The following is a 26,336-nucleotide window of genomic DNA, read 5'->3' as shown; positions in this document are numbered from 1 at the left end:
TCAAAAAGCATTAAGTCCCGCTAGTCTTTAGCGGGCTTTTTTGATATAATGAAAGGTATGGAAATTGAGAAAACCAACCGAATGAATGCGCTCTTTGAGTTTTATGCAGCGCTCTTGACGGACAAGCAGATGAACTACATCGAGCTCTATTACGCAGATGACTACAGCTTGGCTGAGATTGCAGAAGAGTTCGGGGTCAGTCGTCAAGCGGTCTATGACAATATTAAACGTACAGAAAAGATTTTGGAAGATTACGAAATGAAACTCCATATGTATTCCGATTACATTGTACGCAGCCAGATTTTTGATCAGATTTTAGAACGCTATCCGGAAGATACTTTTCTACAAGAGCAGGTTGAAATTTTATCAAGCATTGACAATCGGGAGTGATTATGGGCAGTCTCGTCATTTATCAAGGAATACCTTGCAAACTATTAGTCGCAGAGGAAGTATTTCCTACTCGACTACAGATTATCTCGCCCAATGATATCTCCAAAGCTATGCAAATAGGTTTTAGCTGTTGGGGATATCCAAATGAAATCATGAAAGAAGTCACACCCGAAGAACTAGAATGTTTGCAACATTTCGGACGATATCCACTGAATTGAAAAAATAGGAGAAAATAATGGCATTTGAAAGTTTAACCGAACGTTTACAAAACGTCTTTAAAAATCTTCGTAAGAAAGGAAAAATCTCTGAAGCGGATGTCCAAGAGGCAACCAAAGAGATTCGTCTTGCCCTCTTAGAGGCCGACGTTGCCCTTCCTGTTGTAAAAGACTTCATCAAACGGGTCCGCGAACGGGCTGTAGGTCATGAAGTCATCGAAACCTTGAACCCTGCCCAACAAATCGTGAAGATTGTTGATGAAGAATTGACAGCGATTTTGGGTTCAGAAACAGCAGAAATTATCAAATCTCCAAAGATTCCAACCATTATCATGATGGTCGGTCTTCAAGGGGCTGGTAAAACAACTTTTGCGGGTAAATTGGCCAACAAATTGGTCAAGGAAGAAAACGCACGTCCTTTGATGATTGCGGCCGATATCTATCGTCCAGCAGCCATTGACCAGTTGAAGACTCTTGGTCAGCAGATCAATGTCCCTGTCTTCTCACTTGGTACAGAAGTCCCTGCAGTAGAGATCGTTCGTCAAGGTTTGGAGCAGGCGAGAGCCAACCACAATGACTATGTCTTGATCGATACGGCCGGTCGTCTGCAAATCGATGAAAAACTCATGGCTGAGTTGCGTGATGTCAAAGCCCTTGCTGAGCCAAATGAAATCCTCTTGGTTGTCGATGCTATGATTGGTCAAGAAGCAGCCAATGTGGCGCGTGAGTTTAACGAACAACTCGAAGTGACCGGGGTCATCTTAACCAAGATCGATGGGGATACCCGTGGTGGTGCGGCCCTTTCTGTTCGTCAGATTACTGGGAAGCCAATCAAGTTCACTGGTACTGGTGAAAAAATCACCGATATCGAAACCTTCCACCCAGACCGTATGTCTGGTCGGATCCTCGGTATGGGGGATATGCTGACACTGATTGAGAAGGCTTCTCAAGAATACGATGAGAAACGCTCTCTTGAACTCGCTGAGAAAATGCGGGAAAATACCTTCGATTTCAACGATTTCATTGATCAATTAGACCAAGTACAAAATATGGGACCAATGGAAGATCTGCTAAAGATGCTTCCAGGTATGGCTAATAATCCTGCCATGAAGAACCTCAAGGTCGATGAACGAGAAATTGCTCGCAAACGTGCGATCGTATCATCCATGACACCAGCTGAACGGGAAAATCCAGATTTGTTAAATCCAAGCCGTCGTCGTCGGATTGCTGCTGGTTCAGGAAATAGCTTTGTCGAAGTCAATAAATTCATCAAGGACTTTAACCAAGCCAAGCAGATGATGCAAGGTGTCCTCTCTGGCGATATGAACAAGATGATGAAACAAATGGGGCTCAATCCAAATAATATGCCGAAGAATATGCCTGGTGGAATGCCTGATATGTCTGCTCTTGAAGGGATGATGGGACAAGGTGGCATGCCTGACTTGTCAGCTCTTGGCGGAGGCGCTGGAATGCCTGATATGAGCCAAATGTTCGGTGGTGGTCTCAAAGGAAAAGCCGGTGAATTTATGATGAAACGGGCGATGAACAAGATGGCCAAACAAATGCGAAAAAATAAGAAAAAACGGAAATAATCGTTTCTAAGAGGGCCTGGAACACACTGTTCTGGGTTCTTTTAGAAACTACTACAAGAGGAAAGATGTTAAAAAAACTATTTCAACAAGTCATTCGTTTCTTTGTAAGACTGTTTTCTTCGCACAGAAAGCCCTTTGAATTTCCTAAAGGGTCAAAGAAACCACCGATCAGACCAATCATCTTTGTACCTGGGAGTTCAGCCAGTATCCAGCGATTCAACGGAACCATCCGCATGCTCCATCGCTTTTCTAGAAAAAAACAGAGTCTTTTAAAAATAAAAGTCAATAAAGATCATTCTATAGAAATGGAGGGAAGACTAAATACGAAAGAGCCGAATCCGATGATTGTGATTGGCTTCGAGAACAATCGAGATGGCTACAGCAATATCAAGCAGCAAATCGAATCCCTTAAGATCGCCATCACCTACCTCCTTGATCACTATTATTTTACAGAGTTCAAGGCAGTCGGGCACTCCAATGGTGGACTAGTTTTGACTGGTTTACTGGAAAGCGGCTTTTTAGAAAAGAAAAAGCTGACCGTAAGCAAGCTCGCTATTATTGGAAGTCCATACCGATTCAATCAAGAGATGTATGACGATTTTCAAAAATGGAAGCATCGATTAGATAAAGAAGTAGAGGTCCTTAACTTTGTCGGTAGCTTTGCTGGAAAATCAGACGGGATCGTCCCCCTTTCTAGTGCACAAGCAGCACAATCTATTTTTGAGAAACAAGCCTTTACAGAAGTAAATTTAAAAGGACGCAAGGCTCATCATTCAGCTTTACCCACTAATCCGGATCTAGTGAAACAATTAAGTCTATTTTTGAATCTATAAGTAAATTACATAATTTCGGTTATGTAATTTTTTATTTGTCTCTTGCAATCATTAAATTAATATGGTACATTTTTGGTAGCGATTACACATACTTAAGGAGAATTTTATGAAAGATCCCAAATTATTAGAAACAATGAAAGATTACAAGGGACGGGATGAGGTTCCCGCAGATTTTGATGCTTTTTGGGATCAAGCCCTAGCAAAGATGACTGAACTGCCTGAATACAAGCTCGAAGAACGAGATTTCAGCATTCCAAATGTTCGATGTTATGAATTAACCTTTAAAGGAACACGAGATGGGCTTGTTTATTCAAGAATGATCCTTCCAAAAACGGATCAAAAGGTTCCAGTGATTTTCCATTTTCATGGCTATATGGGACGTTGTTGGGATTGGGCTGATATGTTAGCTTATACAGTAGCCGGCTATGGTGTTGTATCTATGGACGTGAGAGGCCAGTCAGGTTTTTCAACGGACGGAAATCGATCACCACTTGGTAATACGGTAAAAGGACAGATTATCCGCGGAGCCGTGGAAGGTCCGGATGAGCTCTTTTATAAGGATGTCTACTTAGATCTTTACCAGTTAATTGAAATTGTAGCCAGCCTCCCTCAAGTAGATGACAGCAAACTTGCCAGCTATGGAGCCTCACAAGGTGGTGCCTTGGCCCTGGTTGCTGCTGGATTGAATCCTCGTATACAACGAACGGTAGCCATTTATCCATTCTTATCAGACTTCAGACGAGTATTAGAGATCGGGAACACCAGTGAGGCCTATGACGAGCTTTTCCGTTATTTCAAGTTCCATGATCCATTCCACGAAACCGAAGATCGTTTGATGCAGACATTGGCCTATATTGATGTAAAAAACTTTGCCCATCGTATCAAAGGACAAGTTCACATGATTACAGGACTAGATGATGATGTTTGTTATCCAGAAACGCAGTTTGCCATTTATAATCGATTAGAATGTCCAAAAGAGCATTTAATCATGCCAGAATATGCCCATGAAGCTATGAATGTTCAAGTCAATGACCGAGTCTATAATTGGCTCTGTGGTAGCAAGATTCCATTTCGATATGTAGAAAAATAAGTTAGAGAAGAAAAACAATCAGTAAATCCATGAGATTTGCTGATTTTATTGTGGTTAAAAGGTATAGAGAATAGAAAGGAATACAAAACAGTCCTAAAGAACCCCTATAACATCTTTCCGAAAAACTATAATTTTCTTGAAAAATATATCTGGCTATGCTATACTACTAGTATAGAAAGATTTGGAGAAAAACATGAAACGCGAGATCTTATTAGAACGGATTGATAAACTCAAACAAGTCATGCCCTGGTACGTATTGGAATACTACCAATCAAAATTGGCCGTTCCATACAGTTTTACAACCTTGTACGAATACTTAAAGGAATACGATCGATTTTTCACCTGGGTCTTGGAATCTGGTATATCGGATGCTGACACCATGGCCGAGATCCCCTTAGACGTTCTGGAGCACATGACCAAGAAAGACATGGAATCCTTTATTCTTTATTTACGTGAACGTCCTCTGCTCAATGCCAATACAACGAAAAACGGGGTTTCCCAAACAACTATTAACCGTACCCTTTCTGCATTATCTAGTCTTTATAAGTATTTGACTGAGGAAGTTGAAAATAAGCAAGGAGAACCTTATTTCTATCGCAACGTCATGAAGAAGGTTGCTACCAAGAAAAAGAAAGAAACCTTGGCAGCCCGAGCTGAAAATATCAAACAAAAACTCTTTTTAGGAGATGAAACAGAAGGTTTTCTTAACTATATCGACCAGGAGTATCCTCAAACACTCTCAAATCGCGCCTTATCCTCCTTTAATAAGAATAAAGAGCGAGATTTAGCCATTATAGCACTCCTTCTTGCCTCTGGTGTCCGTTTATCTGAGGCAGTCAACTTGGACCTTCGTGACCTTAATCTTAAGATGATGGTCATTGACGTTACTCGAAAAGGTGGAAAACGAGACTCAGTCAATGTTGCTGCCTTTGCTAAACCTTATTTAGAACAATATCTCGCTATTCGAGACAAACGTTACAAGACAGAAAAGACTGATACAGCTCTCTTTCTGACCTTGTATCGAGGTGTTCCAAACCGGATTGATGCTTCTAGCGTTGAAAAAATGGTGGCTAAGTATTCAGAAGATTTTAAAGTCCGTGTGACTCCCCACAAACTTCGCCATACATTAGCAACGCGTCTCTATGATGCAACCAAATCACAGGTTTTGGTCAGCCACCAACTGGGACATGCCAGCACACAAGTTACCGACTTATATACCCATATTGTTAATGATGAACAGAAAAATGCCTTGGATAGCTTGTAAGATACATAATATAAATTATGTAATGTTTTAGTGTTAGAAAAAGAGCGTAGATTTTTATATGGAATCTTACGCTCTTTTATTCTTTCTATAAAAACTCGATCCAATAGTTACGGTGTGGCTCAATAATGACTGGTTTTCCCCAGAATGATTTTAGATAAGCCAAGTTTGCAGGGGTGACCGGTCTTTTTTCACCATTGTACTTCTCTGCACTCTCTTCCGTTAGAAAGCATTTAACTGCTTCATATGGTTTACCATCGCTCGCCATTCGATCAATTCCTAAATAAGCAATTTCATCACCAGCTTTTGGAAAATCTGTAAATAGTTTACCAATAAAATAAACCGTCTTATCTTTCATTAATTCATAAGCCTTACTATTTTCCAGTCTGTTATTCGCTGCAGCGTACATAATACAAAAACTATCTACAATATCTTTCAAAGGCATTAATTCTTCTTTGCTGACTATAATTTCGTCGGGAGCAAGTCCACCAATGATTAAGTTTTGATAATGAGGTTGCTGGATGATATTATCTAAAGCCATTCCTAATGGTAGTTGGACAGCTTGATAGCCTAATGGTTCGAGCTCTTGCTTTTTCTGGTCAAGGTGTCCTTGTGTAATACTGACATTCAAATCATAAGGACTGGAAGGTTGTTGCTTGCTAAAAAAAGCCACTACTATACGATCTAACTGTTCAAATAGACCAAGATTTTCAACTGGAATTTTCATCATCGAATATGATCCCCTTTTTTGTTCATATTTCCTCTATATTCTACTCTCATTATTTTTGAATATCAAGAAAAGAGGCCGTGTCATGAACTAACTTTCGTTTTATTACGATATCACCTCACCAAGCATAATTTTTTTCACCGCATGTAGCCATGGCTGCTAACAGCTCCTCTGGGGTCAGTTTCTTCAAGCCTCCATAGGTTGGATCCTGTACATGTGTATCGGGGTCTAGATAATAGATTGCTGAGATGTCCTTGCCATCTGCTGTCAATTCATAGCCTACTCCAATCACATTATGTTCCCCACTTTTTCCAGGATAGATTTGTGCCACATTGAAGGTGTAATAGAGAGGATAGCCATCATCAATATCTTTGCGCACGCGTTCTTTAAAGAGACGGATATCTTCAGAATCTGGACGAGCGTCTATTACAGTAGCTAGTCGATAACCTGCTTGGTTTCCACTTGGTTCTGGATAGCCAAATAGATTCTGATTCAAGACGCGAATGGCATCTCGATTATGAGTCCCATAGGGGTTATAAGTCCCCATTTCCTTAGCCAATTGGTGTTGAGAAACGCTAACCCCTCGACTAGCCAGCATCATATGGACTGTCGCAGGAGCACAGAAATACCATTCTTCTTGAAGTTTTAAAGAAATAGGCAATAGTTTTCGGATTCCTTGATTCTCTTTGGACGATGTTTCTTGTTTGAGCGATTGAGAAGGTTGCGTATTCTCTTTCAATGAAGCTTGTTCCTGGGTTGAAGATGGCAAAGTTTGCTGAGTTCCGGCTTCAGTGCTGCCTTCCTTAATTTTTAATCGCTCTGCTACCTCTGCTGGCATTGGTGGATTAGGTTCTGTACGCTCCTTTGTTTTTACAGTAACTGTTGTTGATGAAGAGGATGTGACCTTACGAGAGCTGGAAGGACTTGTTTGGCTTTCTTTTGGTGTCTCTTTACAGCCAGATAAACCAAGCAAAGTTAGAAGTACAAGAAATAAATGAACTATTTTCATGATTTTTCTCCTTCAAGAAAACGATCACGAGACTAAATAAAATTAGGATACAGGGATTAGCAAATACACTTTTCCACCTTTACTATACTACAAAATCCTTAGTAAAACAATAATTTCTATGTGAAACTAGTTTCAAAAAAGAGATCCGCTACTGCGAATCTCTTTTGACTTTATTCCACCACTGCTTCAGCAATTTCCTCTGCAGTGATTCCTGCAAAGTAACGACCTAGATTAATGGTTTGAAGGGCTTTGAGGACGTCTTCACGTTCGTATTTGACACCACGAAGGACCTCTTCTACTGCTGCAACGTCCTCGATACCGAAGAAGTCACCGTAGATCTTGATGTCTTGGATTTTTGATTCAATGACGTTAGCGAAGATTTCAACCTTACCGCTTGGGAATTTTGTGCCACGACGGACATTGTATTCAGGAGACTTTCCATAGTTCCAATCCCAGGTACCGAACTTAGTTTCCTTGATACGATTAATTTCAGCCAATTCTTCATCCGAGAAGACATATTCTGTCATCTCAGGGTATTCTTTCTTCATGTAGTCCAAAAGTAGGTCCCGGAACTCTTCAACCGTGATTTTTTCTGGCAACTCATCGATGATATTGGTCACACGAGCACGGACTGATTTAACCCCTTTGGACTCAAACTTGTCTTTAGATACCTTGAGAGCATTGGCAAGGACTGACAAATCAACGTCAAAAAGAAGGCAACCATGGTGCATGATCCGACCATTGATGTAAGCTTGGGCATTTCCACAGAATTTCTTGCCATCAATCTCTAAGTCGTTACGACCCGTGAATTCAGCCTTAACCCCAAGTTGAGCCAAGGTGTTGATCACAGGAGTTGAGAAGCTCTTGAAGTCAAAGGCCTTGTTTTCATCTTCTTTTGAAATGATGGTGTAGTTGAGGTTGTTCAAATCGTGATAAACAGCCCCACCACCACTGATCCGGCGAACCACTTCAATCCCATGCTCCCGAATGTAGTCGCGATTGATTTCTTCGATGGTATTTTGGTGGCGACCGACGATAATGGATGGTTTGTTAATCCAGAGAAGGAAGATTTGATCCTCATCTAAAAGGTGTTTAAAGGCATACTCTTCCAAAGCAATATTAAAAGCAGTATCATTTGAATAATTAATAATGTATTTCATAAGATTCCTTTATATACGATAGAGACTGGTCCAGCATTTGCTGTCCAGCCATTCTATCATTTCAAATACTATTTCTTCTTAGGTGAGTGAACTGCCAAGCCAAGTACATCCGCAAAGGCTTCGTACATCACTTCTGAGAAGGTTGGGTGACCATGAATAGTCTTGAGCATTTCTTCTACAGTGATTTCCATCTCAATGATGGTTGAAGCTTCGTTGATCAATTCAGCAGCTGCTGGACCAATGATATGAACCCCAAGAACTTCACCGTATTTCTTGTCTGCAATAACCTTAACAAAACCTTGAGCCGCATCAGATGCAATGGCACGACCGTTCGCCGCAAAGTTAAACTTACCGATTTGAACATCGTATTTCTCACGAGCTTGTTCTTCGGTTAAACCAACAGCCGCCACTTCTGGAAGGGTGTAGATAGCTGCAGGCGTCAAGTTCAATTTGGCAACAGCATGGTTTCCTTTAAGGGCGTTTTCAGCTGCTACTTCACCCATACGGAAGGCAGCGTGAGCCAACATCTTAGTACCGTTGATATCACCTGGTGCATAGATACCTGGAACAGACGTTTCCATGTATTCATTAACCTTGATCCGTCCACGATCCAATTCAAATTCAACATCTCCGATACCTTCAAGGTCTGGAACACGACCGATTGAAAGAAGGGCTTTATTCGCGATGATATCATCTTTACCTTCAACCTTGATACGGAGTTTACCATCTTCCTCAATGATTTCTTGCAATTTAGTATCCGTCAAGATGGTCATACCCTTGCGTTCAAGGATCAAACGAAGGTTCTTAGATACTTCCGCATCCATAGCTGGAACGATGCGGTCCATCATTTCGATAACCGTAACTTTTGAACCAAAGGTCATGAAGGCTTGACCAAGTTCGATACCAACAACCCCACCACCGATGATCACGAGGCTTTCTGGGACTTCATTCATTTCAAGAATATCGTCACTGGTCATGACAAGGGATGATTCCATACCAGGAACGTTAATCTTGCTGACTTTGGAACCACCAGCAAGGATGATTTTCTTCGTTTCAAGCAATTCAGAACCATTAACCAAGACATTCTTATCTTTCGTAATGGTACCGATACCCTTGTGAACATCCACTCCGTAGCTCCGAAGAAGACCCGCAACACCACCAACCAAGGTATTTACGACCTTGTTCTTGGTTTCAAGAACCTTATCCATATCCACTGAGAAGCTTGGATTTTCAATGATAATACCACGGTTTCCTGCATGACCAATATTCTCGATAATTTCAGCGTTGTGGAGGTAAGTCTTAGTTGGGATACATCCGCGGTTCAAGCACGTTCCACCAAGTTCAGATTTCTCAACGAGTGCAACCTTACCACCTAATTGAGCTGCCTTAATAGCAGATACGTAACCAGCAGGACCCCCACCGATCACTACGATATCATAAGCGTCATCGCTCTTATTGTCATCGTTTGAAGCACTTACTGCAGCTAGTGCTGGACTCGCTTCTGGTGCTACTGCTCCAGCGGTTGGGATGTTTTCCCCTTCTTCACCAAGGTAACCAATCACTTCTGTTACAGGAACAGTTTCTCCGTCTCCTTTCAGGATAGCGATCAAGTAACCCTCTTCTTCCGCTTCCAACTCCATGCTGACTTTGTCTGTCATGATTTCAAGGAGAACTTCTCCTTCTTTTACAAATTCGCCGACTTTCTTATTCCACTGAACGATTTGTCCTTCGGTCATATCTACGCCGGCTTTTGGCATAATTACTTCTAAGGCCATTTTATTTCCCTCTTCTTCTTGTTTCTATTCTCTCTCGTTGATTAGACCAACATTGAAATCGGGTCTTCAATCAAGGCTTTCAAGTCTTTCATGAATTTGGCACCAGCCATCCCATCGACAACGCGGTGGTCAATGGTCAAGCCCAAGCTCATGATTGGACGAATGACAATTTCACCATTCACAACAACTGGTTTTTCAACCGTTGCACTAACCCCAAGGATGGCAGAATTTGGTTGGTTGATAATCGGTCCAAATGATTGAACGCCAAACATTCCTAAGTTACTGATAGTAAAGGTTGAGTTTTGCAATTCACTTGGAGCAAGCTTACCATCCAAGGTGCGTCCGATAACATCCTTGAAGGCTACGACCAACTCTGACAAGGTCATCTTTTCAGCATTGTAGACAACCGGTGTCATCAGTCCATTGTCCATCCCAACGGCCATCGCCAAATTGACATAATTGTGAGTGATGATGGTTTTGCCATCTTCCGTCAATGACGCATTGATGTATGGATGTTTCATCAAGGTCTTAACCACTGCTAGAGAAAGCAAATCTGTTACAGTGACTTTCTTGCCAGTGGCCTCCATAATTGGATCCAATACCTTCTTACGAAGGGCCAACATTTGAGACATATCAACGTCATAGTTCAAAGTAAAGGTTGGTGCTGTCAAGTAAGATTCCACCATCCGTTGAGCGATTACCTTACGCATTGGTGTCATCGGAATCCGTTCGATCTCACCATAAGGTGTCACATTATCAGGAACTTCTTCGACTTTCTCGATTTCAGCAGGTGACTTAATGGTCTCATTCTCAATATTTTCAGGAAGGAAAGCAAGGACGTCCTTCTTCATGATCTTACCACGATGACCAGTTCCCTGAATCTCTTGCCAAGCAATATTGTGTTCTAAAGCAATTCGTTTTGCAAGTGGTGAAATGCGAACCACATTTGTGTCTTTATAGGTTTCCACGTCTTCTTTGTGGACACGACCGTTTGCGCCTGAACCAGAAACATCATAGAGGTTGATCCCTAGATCATCCGCTAATTTTCTAGCCGCAGGAGTCGCTCTTAGCTTATCATCAGCCATGACCTCTCCTATTCTATTATAAGATATCAAGGACGTAGAGGACAAAGAAAAAATAGGAGATTGACGCTGTGTTCGATGAACACAAGGAAATCTATCTTTTTTTCACAGTCCTCCGTCCGGATTCAGTTATAAGATACTAAGGGCGTCAAAAGTCAAAGTGAAAATAGGAAACTTGACGAAGAAACTTTAGTTTCTAGGAAAGTTTATCTTTTTCACACAGACTTTAGCCCGTGCTCTAATCTAAGATATTAAGGACGCAGAGAACTTTGTACCTAAAAAGATACAAAGTTTCCTCGTCTAATTCAAATGATATTACATAATTTATGTTATGTATTATTCTTTGTTATATGTTTTACGAATAGCATCTTTGATGCTTTCAACTGTTGGAATCATTGCATTTTCAAGGTTTTGTGCGTAAGGCATTGGCACATCTTCTCCCGCACAACGGCGGATTGGTGCATCCAAGTAATCAAATGCTTCTGATTCAGAAATGATAGCTGAAATTTCACCGATATAGCCACTTGTTTTGTGGGCATCATTGACAAGGACTACTTTTCCTGTCTTCTTGACAGAATTAATGATGATTTCTTTATCGAGTGGGACCAAAGTCCGTGGATCTACTACTTCTACTGAGATGCCTTCTTCTGCCAATTCTTCAGCTGCCTGCATCACGCGACGAAGCATTTTTCCGTAGGTTACGACAGTGACGTCAGTTCCTTCACGTTTGATTTCTCCGACACCAAGTGGAATCGTGTAGTCGGGATCAACTGGCACTTCCCCTTTTTGGTTGAATTCTGATTTATATTCAAGAATGATAACGGGGTTGTTATCACGGATCGATGACTTGAGAAGTCCCTTCATATCCGCTGGCGTACCAGGAGCAACAACTTTCAAACCAGGAATATGCGTAAACCATGATTCCAAGGATTGGGAGTGTTGAGCTGCAGATCCAACTCCGTTACCAGCAGCACAGCGAATGGTCATCGGAACTTGCCCTTTACCACCAAACATGTAGCGAGTCTTAGCAGCTTGGTTGACGATAGCATCCATGGCAATTACTGAGAAATCCATGAAGGTCATATCAACGATTGGGCGAAGTCCGGTCATGGCTGCCCCTGCTGCTGCACCTGAAATCGCAGCCTCAGAAATCGGACAGTCACGGACACGTTCTGGACCAAACTCTTCCAGCATCCCTACAGAAGTTCCGAAGTCTCCACCAAACACTCCGACATCTTCTCCCATCAACAATACATTTTCATCGCGACGCATTTCCTCAGACATAGCAAGGATAATGGTATCGCGGAAAGACATTAATTTAGTTTCCATAATTCTCTACTCCCCCTTAGTCTGCGTAAATATCTTCGAAAGCTGATTCGAGTGGAGGGAATGGGCTTTCTTCCGCAAATTTCACTGAAGCTTCAACTGCTTCTTTTACTTCTTCTTGGATCTGATCCAATTCTTCTGCGCTCGCAATCTCATTTTCAAGGAGATACTTGAGAAGGTTTTCGATTGGATCTTTCTTCTTCCACTCTTCGACTTCTTCACGGGTCCGGTATTTACCAGGGTCAGATGAAGAGTGACCAAGCCAACGATAAGTAACACTTTCAATCAAGACAGGGCCTTTACCAGAGCGGACGTGTTCAACAGCCTTTTTAAATCCTTCATAGACATCAATAACGTTGTTTCCATCAGGAATAAACATTCCAGGAATGCCATAAGCAGCACTACGCTCGTGGATATGCTTGACATTGGTCATCTTCTTGATGTCGGCAGAGATTCCGTAACCGTTATTGATACAGTAAAAAATAACTGGGAGGTTCCAGATGGAAGCCATATTCACTGCTTCGTGGAAAACACCTTCGTTGGTTGCGCCGTCCCCAAAAAAGCAGACGACAATCTTACCAGTCTTTTTCATTTGTTGTGTAAGGGCAGCACCTACTGAAATTCCCATACCACCACCAACGATCCCGTTAGCGCCAAGGTTTCCGGCATCTAAGTCAGCGATATGCATAGAGCCACCTTTCCCTTTACAAGTACCCGTATATTTCCCCAGGATCTCAGCCATCATGCCATTCAAATCGATTCCTTTAGCGATGGCTTGTCCGTGACCACGGTGGTTAGATGTCAACAAATCGTCGTCGTTTAAAGCTAACATTGCTCCAACGTTTGCCGCTTCTTCCCCAACAGAAAAGTGCGTCATTCCTGGCACTTTCCCTTTTTTTACTAACTGTGCAATTTTTAAGTCCATGCGACGGATTTCTTCCATTTTACGGAACATTTCCAATAAGAGACTTTTATCTAATGTTGCCATCATTTCGCCTTTCTTAGCATTTATTCATTCTCTTTCATTCTAGCCAAAAATGAAAGCACTGTCAAAAATAATGCTCAAATGATTTCACAAACTTTATTCCTTGGAAGATGGTTTTATAAGCTTTTTAAAATCCAAATACAATATTTCACAAACTTATCACTCATGACTTTGCTATACATATAAAAAAACCGATAGGATCCTATCCTACCGGTCATCATCTTATGATTGGCGTTGACCAAAGTCATGAATCATTTGTTCCAATACTTCACGACTAGGTGTAGTAAGCATATAGAGGTAATCTCCCTGAAGTTCCGCAAAGGCCGCTGGCATGTCTTTCTTGACACGGAATTGATCATGGTATTTAGCCAAAACTTCTTCCTCTGACAGAGCATAGGCTGCATTGGCACGTCGTGAAGTTGCCAAGCAATAAAGAGGCTCAAATTCAGAAGCTGGGAAGGGTTCTCCTGCTACGATGGCAGCATAGCCACGGTACAAATCAATCGAGTGAGCGTAGTTGTAGACATCGATGGTAAAGCCACCTGCAGGGCGATTATTGTACTCGATCGCAATATAGTCATCCCCATCGCGGAAGAACTCAATGTGGAAGAAACGTTCCTTCATGCCAAAGGCTTTGACAATCGCTTCCCCGTATTGACGCAATTTTGGATCCATCTCTTTAAGAACATAATAAGAGTTATCCATCTTGTAGAGCATCAAATCGAGCGGCGTATAAGCATAGTCAAATGTAGTGGAGAAGACAATGTTGCCATCACGATCGACCAGACCATCAAAGGTACAAATCTCGCTAGAAGTGACGAATTTCTCAAAGAAGTACTCGGTATGGCCATCCCACTCAGCCTTGAAATGGTCCACATCTTCTGGCGTTTCGATCTTGAAGGTCGCTGCTGCTCCTACTCCATTGTCAGGTTTGGCAATCAATGGCAACCCAATCTTCTTCACGGCCTTGTCGATATCTTTTTCAGCTTTAACCACTGCACCCGGAACGACTGGGACTCCAGCTTTTTTGAAGAGTTTCTTCATTTCAGATTTGAACTTGGTTTTCTTCAGATCTTTTGGCTTAGCCCCGAAGACATTGAATTGTTCTCGAAGCGCCGCATCCAATTCCAACCAGTATTCATTGTGGGATTCAATACGATCGATTGGACCATGTTTGTAAAAGAGAAAGGCTACTGCACGCTTCACTTCATCCAGATTTTCCAAATTTTCAACACGGAAATATTCTGTTAAGCTGTTGCGCAAAGGCTCATCTAACTGTTCATATGGCTCTTGACCAATTCCCAAGACAGTGATCCCTTTATTAGCCAACTCGATTGTAAATTGTTGGAAGTTTTGTGGGTAATATGGTGAAATAACGATATAATTCATTGAGCTCTCCTCCCTTTTTACTTATAGATACATTTGGCCTAGGAAATATGGCATTTGTTTGCGCCACCATTCCCAATCGTGGGCGACATCATGTCCCCATTCAGCGAACCATGCAGGAATATTTTTGTGATCAAAGGCTTCTTTCAGTTTGTAGAAAGATGGTAGGCCATCCTGTTCCCAAGCGCCAAGACCGGTACAAACGACAATCTCAGCCTGACGGTAACGATCGATAAACCAGCCATCATTTTGGTTCCAAATATAATCAGATGGCGAGTTTTGGTAAATGGCTTCATCGCCTCCAAAATCACCAACAAAGAAACGAGCGTCATAGACACCACTCAAGGCAATCACTTTGTTGAAGACATCTGGATGTTGCAAGAAGAAATTGAGCGCGTGGTAGGCTCCCATAGAGCAACCAGTCGTCATCATCGGATCAAACCAGCCTGTTTTGTGTTTGATAAAAGGAATGGCCTCTTCAATCACATAGCGTTCGTAAGCACGATGCATTTCGGCACGATCGTGAGGATTTTTCCAATTACAAAGCCAGCTATCACTATCGACACTGGAAAGGGTGAAGAATTGAACCCGTCCTTCTTCGATAAACTGAGCACAAGCATCAATCATACCAAAGTCATAGTATTCGTTATGGCTTCCACCTGATGAAGCAAAGACAACAACAGGAATCCCTGCGTGTCCATAGCGATTCAAATACATTTCACGGTTGAGTTGGCCACTCCAGTGGCTTAAATGTTCAATATTCATAAGTTCCCTCTTTCCTTTATTTCTTTATTTACAGTCTATTAATCCCAATTTTCTGCCAAAAAACGAAGGCACTCAGGTAAATGTTCGGCCCAAGCTTCTTCATGGTGAATAGCGCCGGATTGAATCCGAATGGCAATATTTTCTAAAGCAACTCCTTGTTGGATAACATCGTGATAATAACGAAGAGATGAATCAATATAGGCTTGCTTGATGTTTCCTGCCATCAAAGTTTTATCTGTATCATCCGCCTCTTCAGTCCCCACATAGATGTAGATCCGTTGGTCTGCATATAATTTTTTGCGTTCGATATAATGATTGAAGGCATCTTGGTGTAGCCAGTTAGCGGATGAAAAGACCCCTAAACAACCGATTTGATCTTGGTACTCTATGCCCAAGAATTGGGTAATATTTCCACCCAAGGAAGAACCAATCATGGCCGTATGTTCTCGATCAGCAAGAGTCCGGTATTCTTGGTCGATAAAAGGTTTCACCACTTCCATAACAAATTCGCCGTACTCAACTCCCTTGCCACCAAATTGCATGCCAGGAATATTAGATTCCTTGTACTTCCAGGCAGAGTATTCGTTCATGCGTTGGAAACCATCATTATCGATCGCAACGACAATCATGCGGCTAATATCAGGATTCCGCTTAATGGCTGGAATGACTTTCCAGGAATGACCCGCATAAGCTTCCTTGCTATACAAAACGTTCTGCCCATCGTGGAAATAAATAACAGGGTAACGTCTATCTGTATCCGTTTCATAATTCTTAGGTAATAAGACTCGCACACGACGGAGTTTTCCGGTATAAGGCACTTTCAACTCGTGTGTCTTCATATCTAAATAAAAATAGGATTTGTTCATTGTCAGAAAACTCTCTATATTCTAAATTTTATTCATTATACCATTTTTAGAAGAAAAAGTCTGGATTTTCTCCAAACTTTTTCCTTTATTGGGTTATTTTTCCATAAACTGAGCCAAATCTTGTAAAGAACGTTCGGCAATTTTCTCATAACGTTCCTTTTTATCCCGAATGCGTGGACCTTCCAGCTCTTTGATAATCCCGAAGTTGACATTCATGGGTTGGAAATGCTTGCTGTCAGCATGGGTGATATAGTGAGCCAGGCTTCCGATAGCTGTCGTTTCAGGGAAAATCGCTGCTTCTTCCCCTTTGAAAAGGCGAGCTGCATTGATTCCAGCTACCAAACCTGAGGCCGCTGACTCAACATAGCCTTCTACACCTGTCATTTGGCCTGCAAAGAAGAGGTTCGGTTGTTTCTTAGAACGGTAGGTTTGTTCTAGCAAATTTGGAGAATCCATGTAGGAATTGCGGTGCATGACGCCGTATCTGACAAACTCCGCATGTTCCAAACCTGGAATCATTTGGAAGACCCGTTTTTGTTCGCCCCATTTAAGGTGAGTTTGGAAGCCGACGATATTGTAGAGGCTGGCAGCCGCATTGTCTTGGCGTAACTGAACGACTGCGTAAGGTGTCTTAAACTCCCCATCACGTGGCCCTTTGTAATCATCTGGATACTCGAGTCCAACTGGCTTCATAGGGCCATAAAGCATGGTTTTGATGCCTCGTTTGGCCATGACTTCAATTGGCATACAACCTTCAAAATACTTTTCTTTTTCAAAAGAGTTGAGCGGGGCTTCTTCTGCATTGACCAAGGCCTCGTGGAAATCCATAAATTCCTGTTTGGTCATGGGACAGTTGAGATAGGCTGCTTCTCCTTTGTCATAACGAGACTTGAGATAGACCTTGTTCATATCGACAGTATTGACATCGATGATTGGAGCTGCTGCATCATAGAAATAGAAACCATCGCCACCATTAAGGGCATGGATCTTTTCTGCCAAGGCATCACTGGTTAGAGGCCCTGTTGCGATCACTGTGATGGCATCTGTCGGCAATTCCGTAATTTCATCGCGAATGACTTCAATGAGAGGGTGTTGGGACACCTTCTCCGTTACCCGACTAGCAAAGCCTTCCCGGTCCACTGCCAGTGCTCCACCAGCTGGTACACGAGTCGCTTCTGCTGCTTCAAGGATGACAGAACCCAGACGGCGCATTTCTTCTTTGAGGAGCCCGACAGCATTGGTGAGAGAATCCCCACGAAGAGAGTTGGAACACACTAACTCAGCAAAGTTGTCTGTTTTGTGTTGCGGAGTGGATTTCACTCCCCGCATTTCATAAAGCTTGACCGGAATTCCCTGTTGGGCAATCTGGTAAGCTGCTTCAGAGCCAGCAAGGCCCGCACCGATCACATTGATATAAGATTGAGACATGACACTAATACCTCTTTGGGTATCAAAACACCTCACTGAACTGTTAGACACCCACAAATCTTTCTAATTTTCTACTTGGTCCATTATACCAAAAAGCCAAGTAAAAAGACAGGGAGGCTTTTCCTTCCTGTCCAACGAATGTCTATTATAACAGACATTTATAAAAATTGCCGTTATAATAGACATTGAATCATTTAAAAGCTTATTTCACTTTTTCTTCTTCGTAGTCGCCATTGCTACATACGACTTGTTTGCCGCCACCACGAACTTTTTTCTCAACTAAGTAGTGGCCACATTTTGGACAATCCCGACCGATCGGCTTATCCCAAGAGGTGAATTCACACTCTGGATAGCGATTGCATCCATAGAAGATACGGTTGCGCTTGGTTTTACGCTCTATGATTTGTCCCTGATGACAGTCAGGACATTCCACCCCGATTTCTTTGACAATGGCTTGCGTATGACGACAATCTGGGAAATTACTACAAGCATAGAACTTACCAAAACGTCCTAATTTAATCACCATCGGGCTACCACAGACTTCACAATCAAAACCAGCTGGTTCATCTTTAATTTGGATTTTTTCCATCTCTTCTTCAGCCTTTGCGACTTCCTTAGAGAATGGTTTGTAGAAGGCATCAATGACTTTTTGCCACTCTTCCTTTCCAAGTTCGACATCATCGAGTTTCCCTTCCATCTCTGCTGTGAAGGTCACGTTGACAATATCTGGGAAGAATTCAACAATCAGTTTATTGACGATTTCCCCTAATTCCGTTGGTTCAAAACGTTTAGCTACCAGCTTCACATAATAGCGTTTTTGAATGGTCTCAATGGTCGGAGCATAGGTTGAAGGACGACCAACACCGTTCTCTTCCAAGGTCTTAATCAAAGTCGCTTCAGAATATCGAGCAGGTGGTTGGGTAAAGTGTTGCTCCGGCTTGCTATTGACTTGCTTAACAATATCGCCTTCTACCATATCCGGCAACATCTTGTTCTTATCTGAGTCGTTATAAATAGCCAAATAACCATCAAACTTCACCTGGCTCCCATTTGCTGTATACTGAACCCCATTTTGCCCCAAACGGACATTCATGGTATCAAAGACAGCAGCTGTCATTTGACTAGCTACAAAGCGGTTCCAAATCAAAGTGTAGAGTTTTAATTGGTCTTTGTCCAAGTATTTGGCAATGCTCTCAGGAGTATTGAAGACGCTGGATGGACGAATCGCTTCGTGGGCATCTTGGGCACCAGAAGCATTTTTCACGCGGCTTCCATGCTTGGAATATTTCTCACCGAAGCGATCCACGATAAAGTTCGCTGCCTCATTTTGCGCAACTGGACTGATCCGTGTAGAATCGGTACGCATATAGGTAATCAAACCTTGAACACCAGAGCCAATATTAATTCCTTCATACAACTGCTGGGCAACCATCATGGTCTTACGCGTACGGAAGTTGATCTTATTGGCAGCATCCATCTGCATAGAAGAGGTGGTGTATGGAAGTGGCGCATTCCGACGACGCTCTTTCTTTTCCACCTTCTCAACGGTAAAATCTTTACCCTCTAAGCGTTCAAGAACAGCTTTCACCTCTTCATTGGTGTTGAGCTTCATCTTCTTGCCATCAATCCCATAGAAGCTGGCTTGGAATTGTTTGGTCCCTTTTTTGAAGACACCATCAATGGTCCAGTATTCTTCCGGCTTGAAATCATTAATTTCGTTTTCACGATCAATGATTAGTTTGAGGGCAACTGATTGCACGCGCCCTGCAGAAAGTCCTTTTTTAACCTTTTTCCAAAGAATAGGCGAAATTGAATACCCTACAATCCGGTCCAAGACCCGACGTGCTTGTTGGGCATCGACCAAGTCCATATCGATTTGGCGCGGTTCTTTGAAGGCATTTTTAACGGCATCCTTGGTGATTTCGTTAAAGACCACACGGTTCTTTTCCTTGGCATCCAAGTTCAAAATATGCGCTAAATGCCAAGAAATAGCTTCTCCTTCGCGATCCGGGTCACTTGCGAGAAAGACTTGTTTGGCTTTTTTAGCTTCTTTTTTCAAATCATTGATCAAAGGACCTTTTCCGCGAATATTGATATACTCCGGTTCATAGTTATTGTCGAAGTCAATCGACATGGTTGATTTTTTCAGGTCCCGAATATGGCCCACACTAGCCATGACTTTGTAGTTACGACCAAGGTATTTTTCGATTGTTTTGGCCTTCGCAGGAGACTCCACAATCACCAAATTTTTCTTGGCTGTACTGCTTTTCTTTTTTGTTACCACGTTTTATCCCTCTGTATTGTATAAATCTCATTGAGTTTAATACATTTTAAGAAAGATGTCAACTAGGAACTTCTCCTATAGGAAAATCACAATTCGTATTTCAATTCATCAAGAATGTCCTGGCCTGATGTGACAAGCTTTGCGCCTTCTTGAATCAGGTGATGGCAGCCTGCAGATTTTCCATCTAAAATATTTCCTGGAATAGCAAAAACGTCTCTGCCTTCTTCCATAGCACGCTCACAAGTAATCAAACTCCCTGAACGGAGTCGCGCCTCTGCCACAATCACTGCCTGACAGAGACCTGCAATGATGCGATTTCGCTCAGGAAAATGAAACTTAAGTGGGGCCTGCCCTGGACCATACTCGCTCAAGATCAGATGGTGTTCTCCCATATGCACCTGTAGTCTTTGATTGCTCTTTGGATAAAAGACATCTAGTCCCGTTCCAATCACTCCGATGGTCTTGCCACCATTTCGTATACTGGCATAATGAGCTGTCGCATCAATTCCCTTAGCAAGTCCACTAACAATGACCAGTTCATTCCCAAGTTCCTTAATAATTTTCTCTACAGATCGCACCCCTTCTCGCGTGGTCTCTCGAGCTCCAACAACTGCAATCTTCGGTCTGGTTAACAGTTGCAAATTTCCTTGGTAAAAAAGGAGTACAGGAGGATTGTAGATCTGTAGCAATTCCTCAGGGTATTCAGGATCAAAAATGGATAGAGACGGGAACCGTTCAAACTCCTTGTGTAAATGGTCTTCATCCAGTTGCCTGTATTTGTCTACAAAATGAATAATACTGCGACAGCGAGCGATCCTTGCTATCACTTCTAAGCTTGGTAATACTTGGTCTTTCCTACAGTAGTCCAAGACTCTCAATACTTGCTCATTTGATAAACCGGCTTCTTTTAATTTAAAGATTTCAAATTTCTCCATGGTCACCTTCCACTTCCTCTCACTTATTAATTCGAAAAAGAAAAGAAAAAAAGTCCTATTTCTAGAACTTTTTTTGATGTGTCGAAGAATAAAAGTAAGATGCCGCACCAATCAAGTTGCTTTCATTGTGGAAGCGAGCCGCTTGGATCGGCAAGGCCTCAAATTGTTTATGCCCCTTTTGAGAGAGTAGGTTATGGTATTGTCGACTGATCTCATCGATCAGTAGTGGTTGACTACTAATACCCCCTCCAATCGTCACTTTTTCAAGCAAGAGCAAAGACTGAAGGTTAAGGATCAGAATAGCAATATCGTGACAATAAGCCTGAAACAAGGATATCAGCTCCTCATGGCCTCCTTGATCAAGAGCCTTGAAAACAGCTATACCATCTGTCTTTTCTAGGTTCAAGATGTGACTAGCCTTCTCAACAAATTGAACAGCTGAACCGGTGTTTTCCAAAAGATTGGAAATGCCTTGCAAAAAGAGTTCGCGATGAAAGCGGCGATTTTCTGGTGTTCTTTCTGCCTTATCAAAAGACCGAATGTATTCTGTCAGTTGCCATCCTCTCAATAGGTCGCCGTTAGAAAGAAGAGCAAGGCCTACTCCTGTCCCTAAGACCAAGGTCGTACCGCAAGGACAATCTTTTAGATTACCAAGCCTTGCTTCCGCTAAACCAGCAGCTTCTCCATCATTAAGAACGGTGACAGGTACTTGAAATGTTTGTTCGAGTCTACTTGCTAGAGGAATGCCGCGTAAATATGGAATGAGACCTCCCCTAAAGACAAAGCCAAGGCTCTTTTGGATCTCACCAGGGCATGAAATGGCGATCCCCTCGATTTCTTCACGTACAGGAGCAACGATTCCTTCTAAACCTTGCCAAAACTCCTCAATCGTAGGTGGTGTTGGGATCTTGTCTGTATGAACCAATTGATAGTCTGCGTCCATCAGACCGTACTTTATAAAGGTCCCTCCGATATCGATAGTAAATAGCATAGCCTAATCCTCACACATTGATTTGACGGGTTCAAATGAACGCCGATGGATAGGAGTCACTCCCAGCTTGTCGAGGCCAGCCAGATGCTTAGCTGTCCCATAGCCAGCATTCTGCGCAAAATCATAACCCGGATATTCTTTATCAAACTCTTCCATCATCTGATCCCGAGTCACCTTAGCTACGATGGATGCTGCAGCAATGGATAAGGAGTTAGCATCCCCTTTGATGATACTAGTTTGGGAAATTGGAAGATCTAACTTCATAGCATCAATCAAAAGATGCTGGGGTTGAGGCTCTAGCTGACCAATGGCCTCCATCATGGCTAGCTTCGTAGCTTCATAGATATTGACTTGGTCAATCACGTGATTGTCCTTGACGCCAATGCTGATCGCAATAGCTTCTTGGAGCACAGCCTCATAGATTTCCTTGTGCTTGGATTTTGGAATCTTTTTACTATCGTTGAGTCCTGGAATCTTACAAGCTTTCGGCAAGATCACAGCAGCTCCAACAACTGGACCCGCTAATGGGCCGCGTCCCACTTCATCCACACCTGCAATAAGATCAATCCCACGTGCATAGCATTCTTTTTCATAGACCAGCATTCCTTCCAAGCGCTCATCTTCATCTATCCGTTTTTGGATCTCTCTTTTTTGCTTTGCGATCGCTTGGATCACCCCAGATCGGCTATCCTGTTCCAATTCAGTCAATAAAGGATCGTCTAACCGCTGGATGTTTGCTAATTGCTCTTTAATTTCCTTAATGGTTGCCATCAATTTCCCCTACGCGATCCAACGTATACCGTCCCAATTTCCCATCGCGAACATCTTTGACAAAGAGTTGGTAAAAGCGGTCGTAATCCTCGCGAAATCCTAATTTTTGGGTCATCTCCATAATGATTTCAGGAGCTTCTTGTTCCAGATCCATTTGTTTAAAACGTTCCTGCAAAACAGCTGGATAATGCTCTTTAAAATAGTTGAGACCAAAGATGGTTACTTCATCCATCGGAAGCAACTGGTCCTTGATGGCGCCTGTTAAAGCGAGCTTTAAGGCCACTTCTTCATCTTCAAACTTAGGCCAGAGAATCCCTGGGGTATCCAAAATTTCGAGATCCTTATTGGTTTTCAACCATTGTTGCCCCTTGGTTACCCCTGGTTTATTTCCAACAACAGCAATCTTTTTCCCTGCTAAGCGGTTCATTAAAGTTGATTTCCCAGCATTAGGAATCCCGATGATCATGGTCCGAAGGGTTTCAATCTGAATCCCCCGTTCCTTTTGACGGGCAATTTTATCAGCCATCAAACTCTTAGCAGCATCTGTGACCTTCTTAACCGTAGATTGCTCTTTGGAGTTGATCGCCAAGGTTTTGATCCCCTGAGATTCAAAATAGTCCTGCCATTCTTTTGTTGCGACAGGATCTGCCAAGTCACCCTTGTTCAAAATCATTAATTTGGGCTTATCACCAACAATTTTTGTTAACATAGGATTTTGGCTTGATAGGGGCAAACGAGCATCTACCAAAACCGTCACAAAATCCACGAATTTTAAACTATCTTGTACTTGTCTTCTAGCTTTGGACATGTGTCCAGGAAACCATTGAATAGTTGCCATAATCTCACTTCCTTTCCAGTTCAATCTCCTCTATTATACCATGTTTTCTGGAATCACTGTGATTAATAAAATACTAAAAAGAAGCTACCGAAGTAACTTCTTTTTCTTCTATTCTGTCCAATTTATCAACGATTTCAATTGATCGTCCATTGTATAGGTATAGGTGTCGATATTTCTAGTAAAGTAGTTCTTCAAGTCATTCTCATCAGACATGCTTTTGAAGTCGTACTTCTTAGCATTTTTCTCAAAGGTTTGAATGGTTTTTCCAGGTTTTTTATGAACGTTGGCTTTTCCATGATTTTCGACCTGTTCAATAACCGCTATCTTTGAAATGACAAAATAACTTGTTTTTGATTTACCATAAGATGTATTGGTAATAGAGTATACATAGACCATTTGTGGAATTTTGGAATCAAATGTCCCTCCCCAATCAACCCCATCTTTGATTGCCGCAAAAGCCATCCCTTCAAATTTTGGAAGGTCTTTATAATTGCGGTCAGCCGCATAAGCCTTTGCTGCATCCTCTACATTTTTAGAGATGGCTTCTTGTGTATCCTCATCCACTTTTGACAAGGAAGTCACATAAGCCCCTTCCTCAAAATCAGCCAAGGTGACCTTGTATTTCTTGCTATCTTTTCCTTTCTCAACAGTTTGACCTTCTTTTTTCAATGCATTTTTACCACTTTCATTGAGACGAATTTCGATTTCATCTCCAACTGCAATGGGATCATTACTTGAAACTTCTTTACCGTTCAGATAATAATCAAATGGGAAGCCATAGTTAGCGGTTGCTTTTGCAATAATTTCTAGATCTTTTCCTTCAAATTTAGATGGTTTTGATAAACTTCCATTTGGAGAAATGCCCTTGATTTTTGGATAAAAACCCTTAAAGGGGTCAATCCCTACAAGCGGGATAAGATCTGCCTCCTGAGTTACAGATGTACCAGTAAAGTGAAGGCCAGGTATCATGTCTTCAAGATCGCTTTTATCGTAAAGTAATTTGACTGTAATTTTATCATGATTGTTTAGGTTCTTGCGTTCTTTTACATCGATCAGTTCATCCCCTTTATAAACACTAAATTCTACTTTTGAAACAAGCTGATCGATATTGTAGTTTGAACTCTCAGTATTCAAGCCTTCTGCTTCTATCTTTTTCTTGATATCCCGATCTAAATTTTCCTTGTTCAAACTAACTGACTTCTCAACAATATAGCCTTCACCATCATTCCCCTCAAATTTTAGCTTTACATAGTCCTCTAAATTAATGGTGTCACTACTACCACGGTTTAAAAAGAAATAACCTGCAACAGTAATGATAGCAAGAAGTACAAAAATCCCTGCTAAAATTCCTTTCATGTTTCTTTTGGTTTTTTTAGGTGCTGGGGCTTGAGTGGGAGTTGGCCCTAATTGCACTGTCTTTGGTTGAAACGTAACAGCTTTTGGTTCAGCTTGGGCAGCTACTTGAACTTTAGCTCCACACTTAGAACAAAAGGCATCACCAGCATTGATAGGTGCCTGGCAATTGGTACAGTTTTTCATAAATCATCTCCTTATTTTTTATCGAGCGTCCTTACGGACAGAAGTCAATACGAGGGAAGTTGCGACTATAAATAGAGCTGCAAAAGCAAGCAAGACACCCCAATTTCCAAGAATCGCAAGTAGATCAAAATCATAGGTTCCTACCCCATCTTTTTGATAAACTTGCCAGTCAGTATGACCTTGGGAGGGGACCATATTATTCATGTTTGCAATCCGGAAGAAGGCTGTTGTTCCCCATCTCGTAATGGTCGCATGTGAGATCCAGACTAAAAATGGAATTTTCTCATCCAAGGATTGGAGGAAATTGGAAAACAGCAATTGAACCATCAATACAAGCGGCATGGCTGTCATCGCTTGGGATGATTTTTTAACAAAGGCTGAAATCAATAAGGCCAACATATCTGAAGTAAAGATCACCAAAAACAAAGTGATCCCAAAAAGGAATATCTGGCTACTGTTTCCTTGGATACGTGGATAGCGCACAACAATGGTTCCAATCATTAAGATCGCTTCCGCGAAACAAAGCACCAACTCTGTTAGCACGCGCGCCGTCACATAAGAAGGCAAGGACAAGCCTTTAATTTGGTACTCAAACTTGATAACTTTACGCTCATTACAAATACTGGTCACTGAATTAAAGAGACCAATCCAGAGTGCTGCAGAAATAAACATAATGGAACAAGTTCTCGTAATATGGTATTTATCAAAAACTTCATTGGCATCAAAAGCGATCGAAATGATGAAAGGAAGAAGAATCGCTTCTAAGACAAAAAATAGAGATTTCTTGTTGATGAGGAGTCGAAGGAATTTTCTAAAATAAATCGAGACTTGCTTCTTATCCAGCATGGCCACCTCTCCTTTCATTTTCAAACCATTGAACATATTGGTCAACAAGAGCTGCATTTTCAGCACCTGAAATTTTATGAACGATTTCTTCTAAACTCTGAGCAGCAAAGACTGTTAGCGCATTGTCTACGGAGCCAAAGTAACACAGTCTACCACAGCCTTCCGAACTCTTTCCGACCACCATGACCTTGTCAAAGAGATGACGAATACGATCGGGCGTATGCGTGATGACACATAAGATT

24 protein-coding genes and 1 pseudogene are annotated in these 26,336 nt (G+C 41.9%); 6 read left to right on the top strand and 19 right to left on the bottom strand.

The window, feature by feature from the left end; translation table 11 throughout:
• Positions 1-57 precede the first annotated feature (57 nt).
• The 6 genes from O3602_RS05180 (at position 58) to xerS (ending at position 5,384) form a co-directional block, all read left to right on the top strand.
• Positions 58-390, top strand: coding sequence for a putative DNA-binding protein (locus O3602_RS05180; protein ID WP_003001435.1), 333 nt, complete (start codon positions 58-60; stop codon positions 388-390).
• A gap of 2 nt (positions 391-392) precedes the next feature.
• Positions 393-608 (top strand): hypothetical protein, encoded by a 216-nt coding sequence (locus tag O3602_RS05175; RefSeq protein WP_037615282.1) that lies wholly within the window; start codon positions 393-395, stop codon positions 606-608.
• Between the two features lie 17 nt (positions 609-625).
• Positions 626-2,197: a signal recognition particle protein gene (gene ffh / locus O3602_RS05170; protein WP_371611288.1), complete on the top strand. Its 1,572-nt coding sequence runs from the start codon at positions 626-628 to the stop codon at positions 2,195-2,197.
• Between the two features lie 65 nt (positions 2,198-2,262).
• Entirely contained in the window at positions 2,263-3,030 is a 768-nt protein-coding gene (locus tag O3602_RS05165; protein ID WP_024055636.1) for an alpha/beta hydrolase, read from the top strand.
• A gap of 106 nt (positions 3,031-3,136) precedes the next feature.
• Complete coding sequence (locus O3602_RS05160) at positions 3,137-4,120, top strand: acetylxylan esterase (RefSeq protein WP_024055637.1); 984 nt, start codon at positions 3,137-3,139, stop codon at positions 4,118-4,120.
• Between the two features lie 193 nt (positions 4,121-4,313).
• Positions 4,314-5,384 (top strand): tyrosine recombinase XerS, encoded by a 1,071-nt coding sequence (gene xerS, locus O3602_RS05155; protein WP_003011152.1) that lies wholly within the window; start codon positions 4,314-4,316, stop codon positions 5,382-5,384.
• An 85-nt stretch (positions 5,385-5,469) separates the two neighbouring features.
• On the opposite strand, the gene O3602_RS05150 is transcribed toward xerS, so the two are convergent.
• The 19 genes and pseudogenes from O3602_RS05150 to O3602_RS05060 form a co-directional block, all read right to left on the bottom strand.
• The gene (locus tag O3602_RS05150; protein WP_003011454.1) at positions 5,470-6,111 is read right to left on the bottom strand and encodes a hypothetical protein; all 642 of its coding nucleotides are present in this window, start codon (positions 6,109-6,111) and stop codon (positions 5,470-5,472) included.
• A gap of 115 nt (positions 6,112-6,226) precedes the next feature.
• The gene (locus tag O3602_RS05145) at positions 6,227-7,117 is read right to left on the bottom strand and encodes a C39 family peptidase (RefSeq protein WP_003011015.1); all 891 of its coding nucleotides are present in this window, start codon (positions 7,115-7,117) and stop codon (positions 6,227-6,229) included.
• Between the two features lie 170 nt (positions 7,118-7,287).
• Positions 7,288-8,277: a lipoate--protein ligase gene (locus tag O3602_RS05140; protein ID WP_371611287.1), complete on the bottom strand. Its 990-nt coding sequence runs from the start codon at positions 8,275-8,277 to the stop codon at positions 7,288-7,290.
• A 68-nt stretch (positions 8,278-8,345) separates the two neighbouring features.
• A complete protein-coding gene (gene lpdA / locus O3602_RS05135; RefSeq protein WP_371611286.1) occupies positions 8,346-10,052 on the bottom strand; it encodes a dihydrolipoyl dehydrogenase in 1,707 nt (568 codons plus the stop codon).
• Positions 10,053-10,093: 41 nt separating this feature from the next.
• On the bottom strand, positions 10,094-11,137 hold the full coding sequence (locus O3602_RS05130) for a dihydrolipoamide acetyltransferase (RefSeq protein WP_371611285.1): 1,044 nt from the start codon (positions 11,135-11,137) through the stop codon (positions 10,094-10,096).
• Positions 11,138-11,470: 333 nt separating this feature from the next.
• Entirely contained in the window at positions 11,471-12,463 is a 993-nt protein-coding gene (locus tag O3602_RS05125) for an alpha-ketoacid dehydrogenase subunit beta (RefSeq protein WP_003011072.1), read from the bottom strand.
• Between the two features lie 16 nt (positions 12,464-12,479).
• Positions 12,480-13,448, bottom strand: a complete 969-nt coding sequence (locus O3602_RS05120) for a thiamine pyrophosphate-dependent dehydrogenase E1 component subunit alpha (protein WP_371611322.1) — start codon at positions 13,446-13,448, stop codon at positions 12,480-12,482.
• A gap of 219 nt (positions 13,449-13,667) precedes the next feature.
• Positions 13,668-14,834, bottom strand: coding sequence for an acetyl-CoA carboxylase biotin carboxylase subunit family protein (locus O3602_RS05115; protein WP_371611284.1), 1,167 nt, complete (start codon positions 14,832-14,834; stop codon positions 13,668-13,670).
• 21 nt (positions 14,835-14,855) lie between these two features.
• Positions 14,856-15,596, bottom strand: a complete 741-nt coding sequence (locus O3602_RS05110; RefSeq protein WP_003010966.1) for an esterase family protein — start codon at positions 15,594-15,596, stop codon at positions 14,856-14,858.
• A 38-nt stretch (positions 15,597-15,634) separates the two neighbouring features.
• On the bottom strand, positions 15,635-16,462 hold the full coding sequence (locus O3602_RS05105; protein ID WP_003010927.1) for an alpha/beta hydrolase: 828 nt from the start codon (positions 16,460-16,462) through the stop codon (positions 15,635-15,637).
• 93 nt (positions 16,463-16,555) lie between these two features.
• Positions 16,556-17,890, bottom strand: coding sequence for a methylenetetrahydrofolate--tRNA-(uracil(54)-C(5))-methyltransferase (FADH(2)-oxidizing) TrmFO (trmFO, locus tag O3602_RS05100; RefSeq protein WP_371611283.1), 1,335 nt, complete (start codon positions 17,888-17,890; stop codon positions 16,556-16,558).
• Between the two features lie 202 nt (positions 17,891-18,092).
• Complete coding sequence (gene topA, locus O3602_RS05095) at positions 18,093-20,174, bottom strand: type I DNA topoisomerase (RefSeq protein ID WP_003001546.1); 2,082 nt, start codon at positions 20,172-20,174, stop codon at positions 18,093-18,095.
• An 86-nt stretch (positions 20,175-20,260) separates the two neighbouring features.
• Positions 20,261-21,109 (bottom strand): DNA-processing protein DprA, encoded by an 849-nt coding sequence (gene dprA, locus O3602_RS05090; RefSeq protein WP_371611282.1) that lies wholly within the window; start codon positions 21,107-21,109, stop codon positions 20,261-20,263.
• A gap of 61 nt (positions 21,110-21,170) precedes the next feature.
• Complete coding sequence (locus O3602_RS05085) at positions 21,171-22,100, bottom strand: ROK family protein (protein ID WP_371611281.1); 930 nt, start codon at positions 22,098-22,100, stop codon at positions 21,171-21,173.
• 3 nt (positions 22,101-22,103) lie between these two features.
• On the bottom strand, positions 22,104-22,871 hold the full coding sequence (locus O3602_RS05080) for a ribonuclease HII (protein ID WP_371611280.1): 768 nt from the start codon (positions 22,869-22,871) through the stop codon (positions 22,104-22,106).
• Positions 22,858-23,709: a ribosome biogenesis GTPase YlqF gene (gene ylqF, locus O3602_RS05075; RefSeq protein ID WP_371611279.1), complete on the bottom strand. Its 852-nt coding sequence runs from the start codon at positions 23,707-23,709 to the stop codon at positions 22,858-22,860. The genes O3602_RS05080 and ylqF overlap by 14 nt, the downstream gene beginning before the upstream one ends.
• Positions 23,710-23,817: 108 nt before the next feature.
• On the bottom strand, positions 23,818-25,248 hold the full coding sequence (locus O3602_RS05070; RefSeq protein ID WP_371611278.1) for a zinc-ribbon domain-containing protein: 1,431 nt from the start codon (positions 25,246-25,248) through the stop codon (positions 23,818-23,820).
• An 18-nt stretch (positions 25,249-25,266) separates the two neighbouring features.
• Complete coding sequence (locus tag O3602_RS05065) at positions 25,267-26,094, bottom strand: ABC transporter permease (RefSeq protein ID WP_151379372.1); 828 nt, start codon at positions 26,092-26,094, stop codon at positions 25,267-25,269.
• Positions 26,084-26,336 (bottom strand): annotated as a pseudogene (locus O3602_RS05060) (ABC transporter ATP-binding protein); the annotation flags it as partial. The pseudogene O3602_RS05060 and the gene O3602_RS05065, both read right to left, overlap by 11 nt.

It is taken from the genome of Streptococcus sp. 27098_8_186, from assembly GCF_041432055.1.
GTDB lineage: Bacteria > Bacillota > Bacilli > Lactobacillales > Streptococcaceae > Streptococcus > Streptococcus dentalis.
Note: the sequence above shows the minus strand (reverse complement) of the source record. Positions and strands in the feature narration are given on the sequence as shown.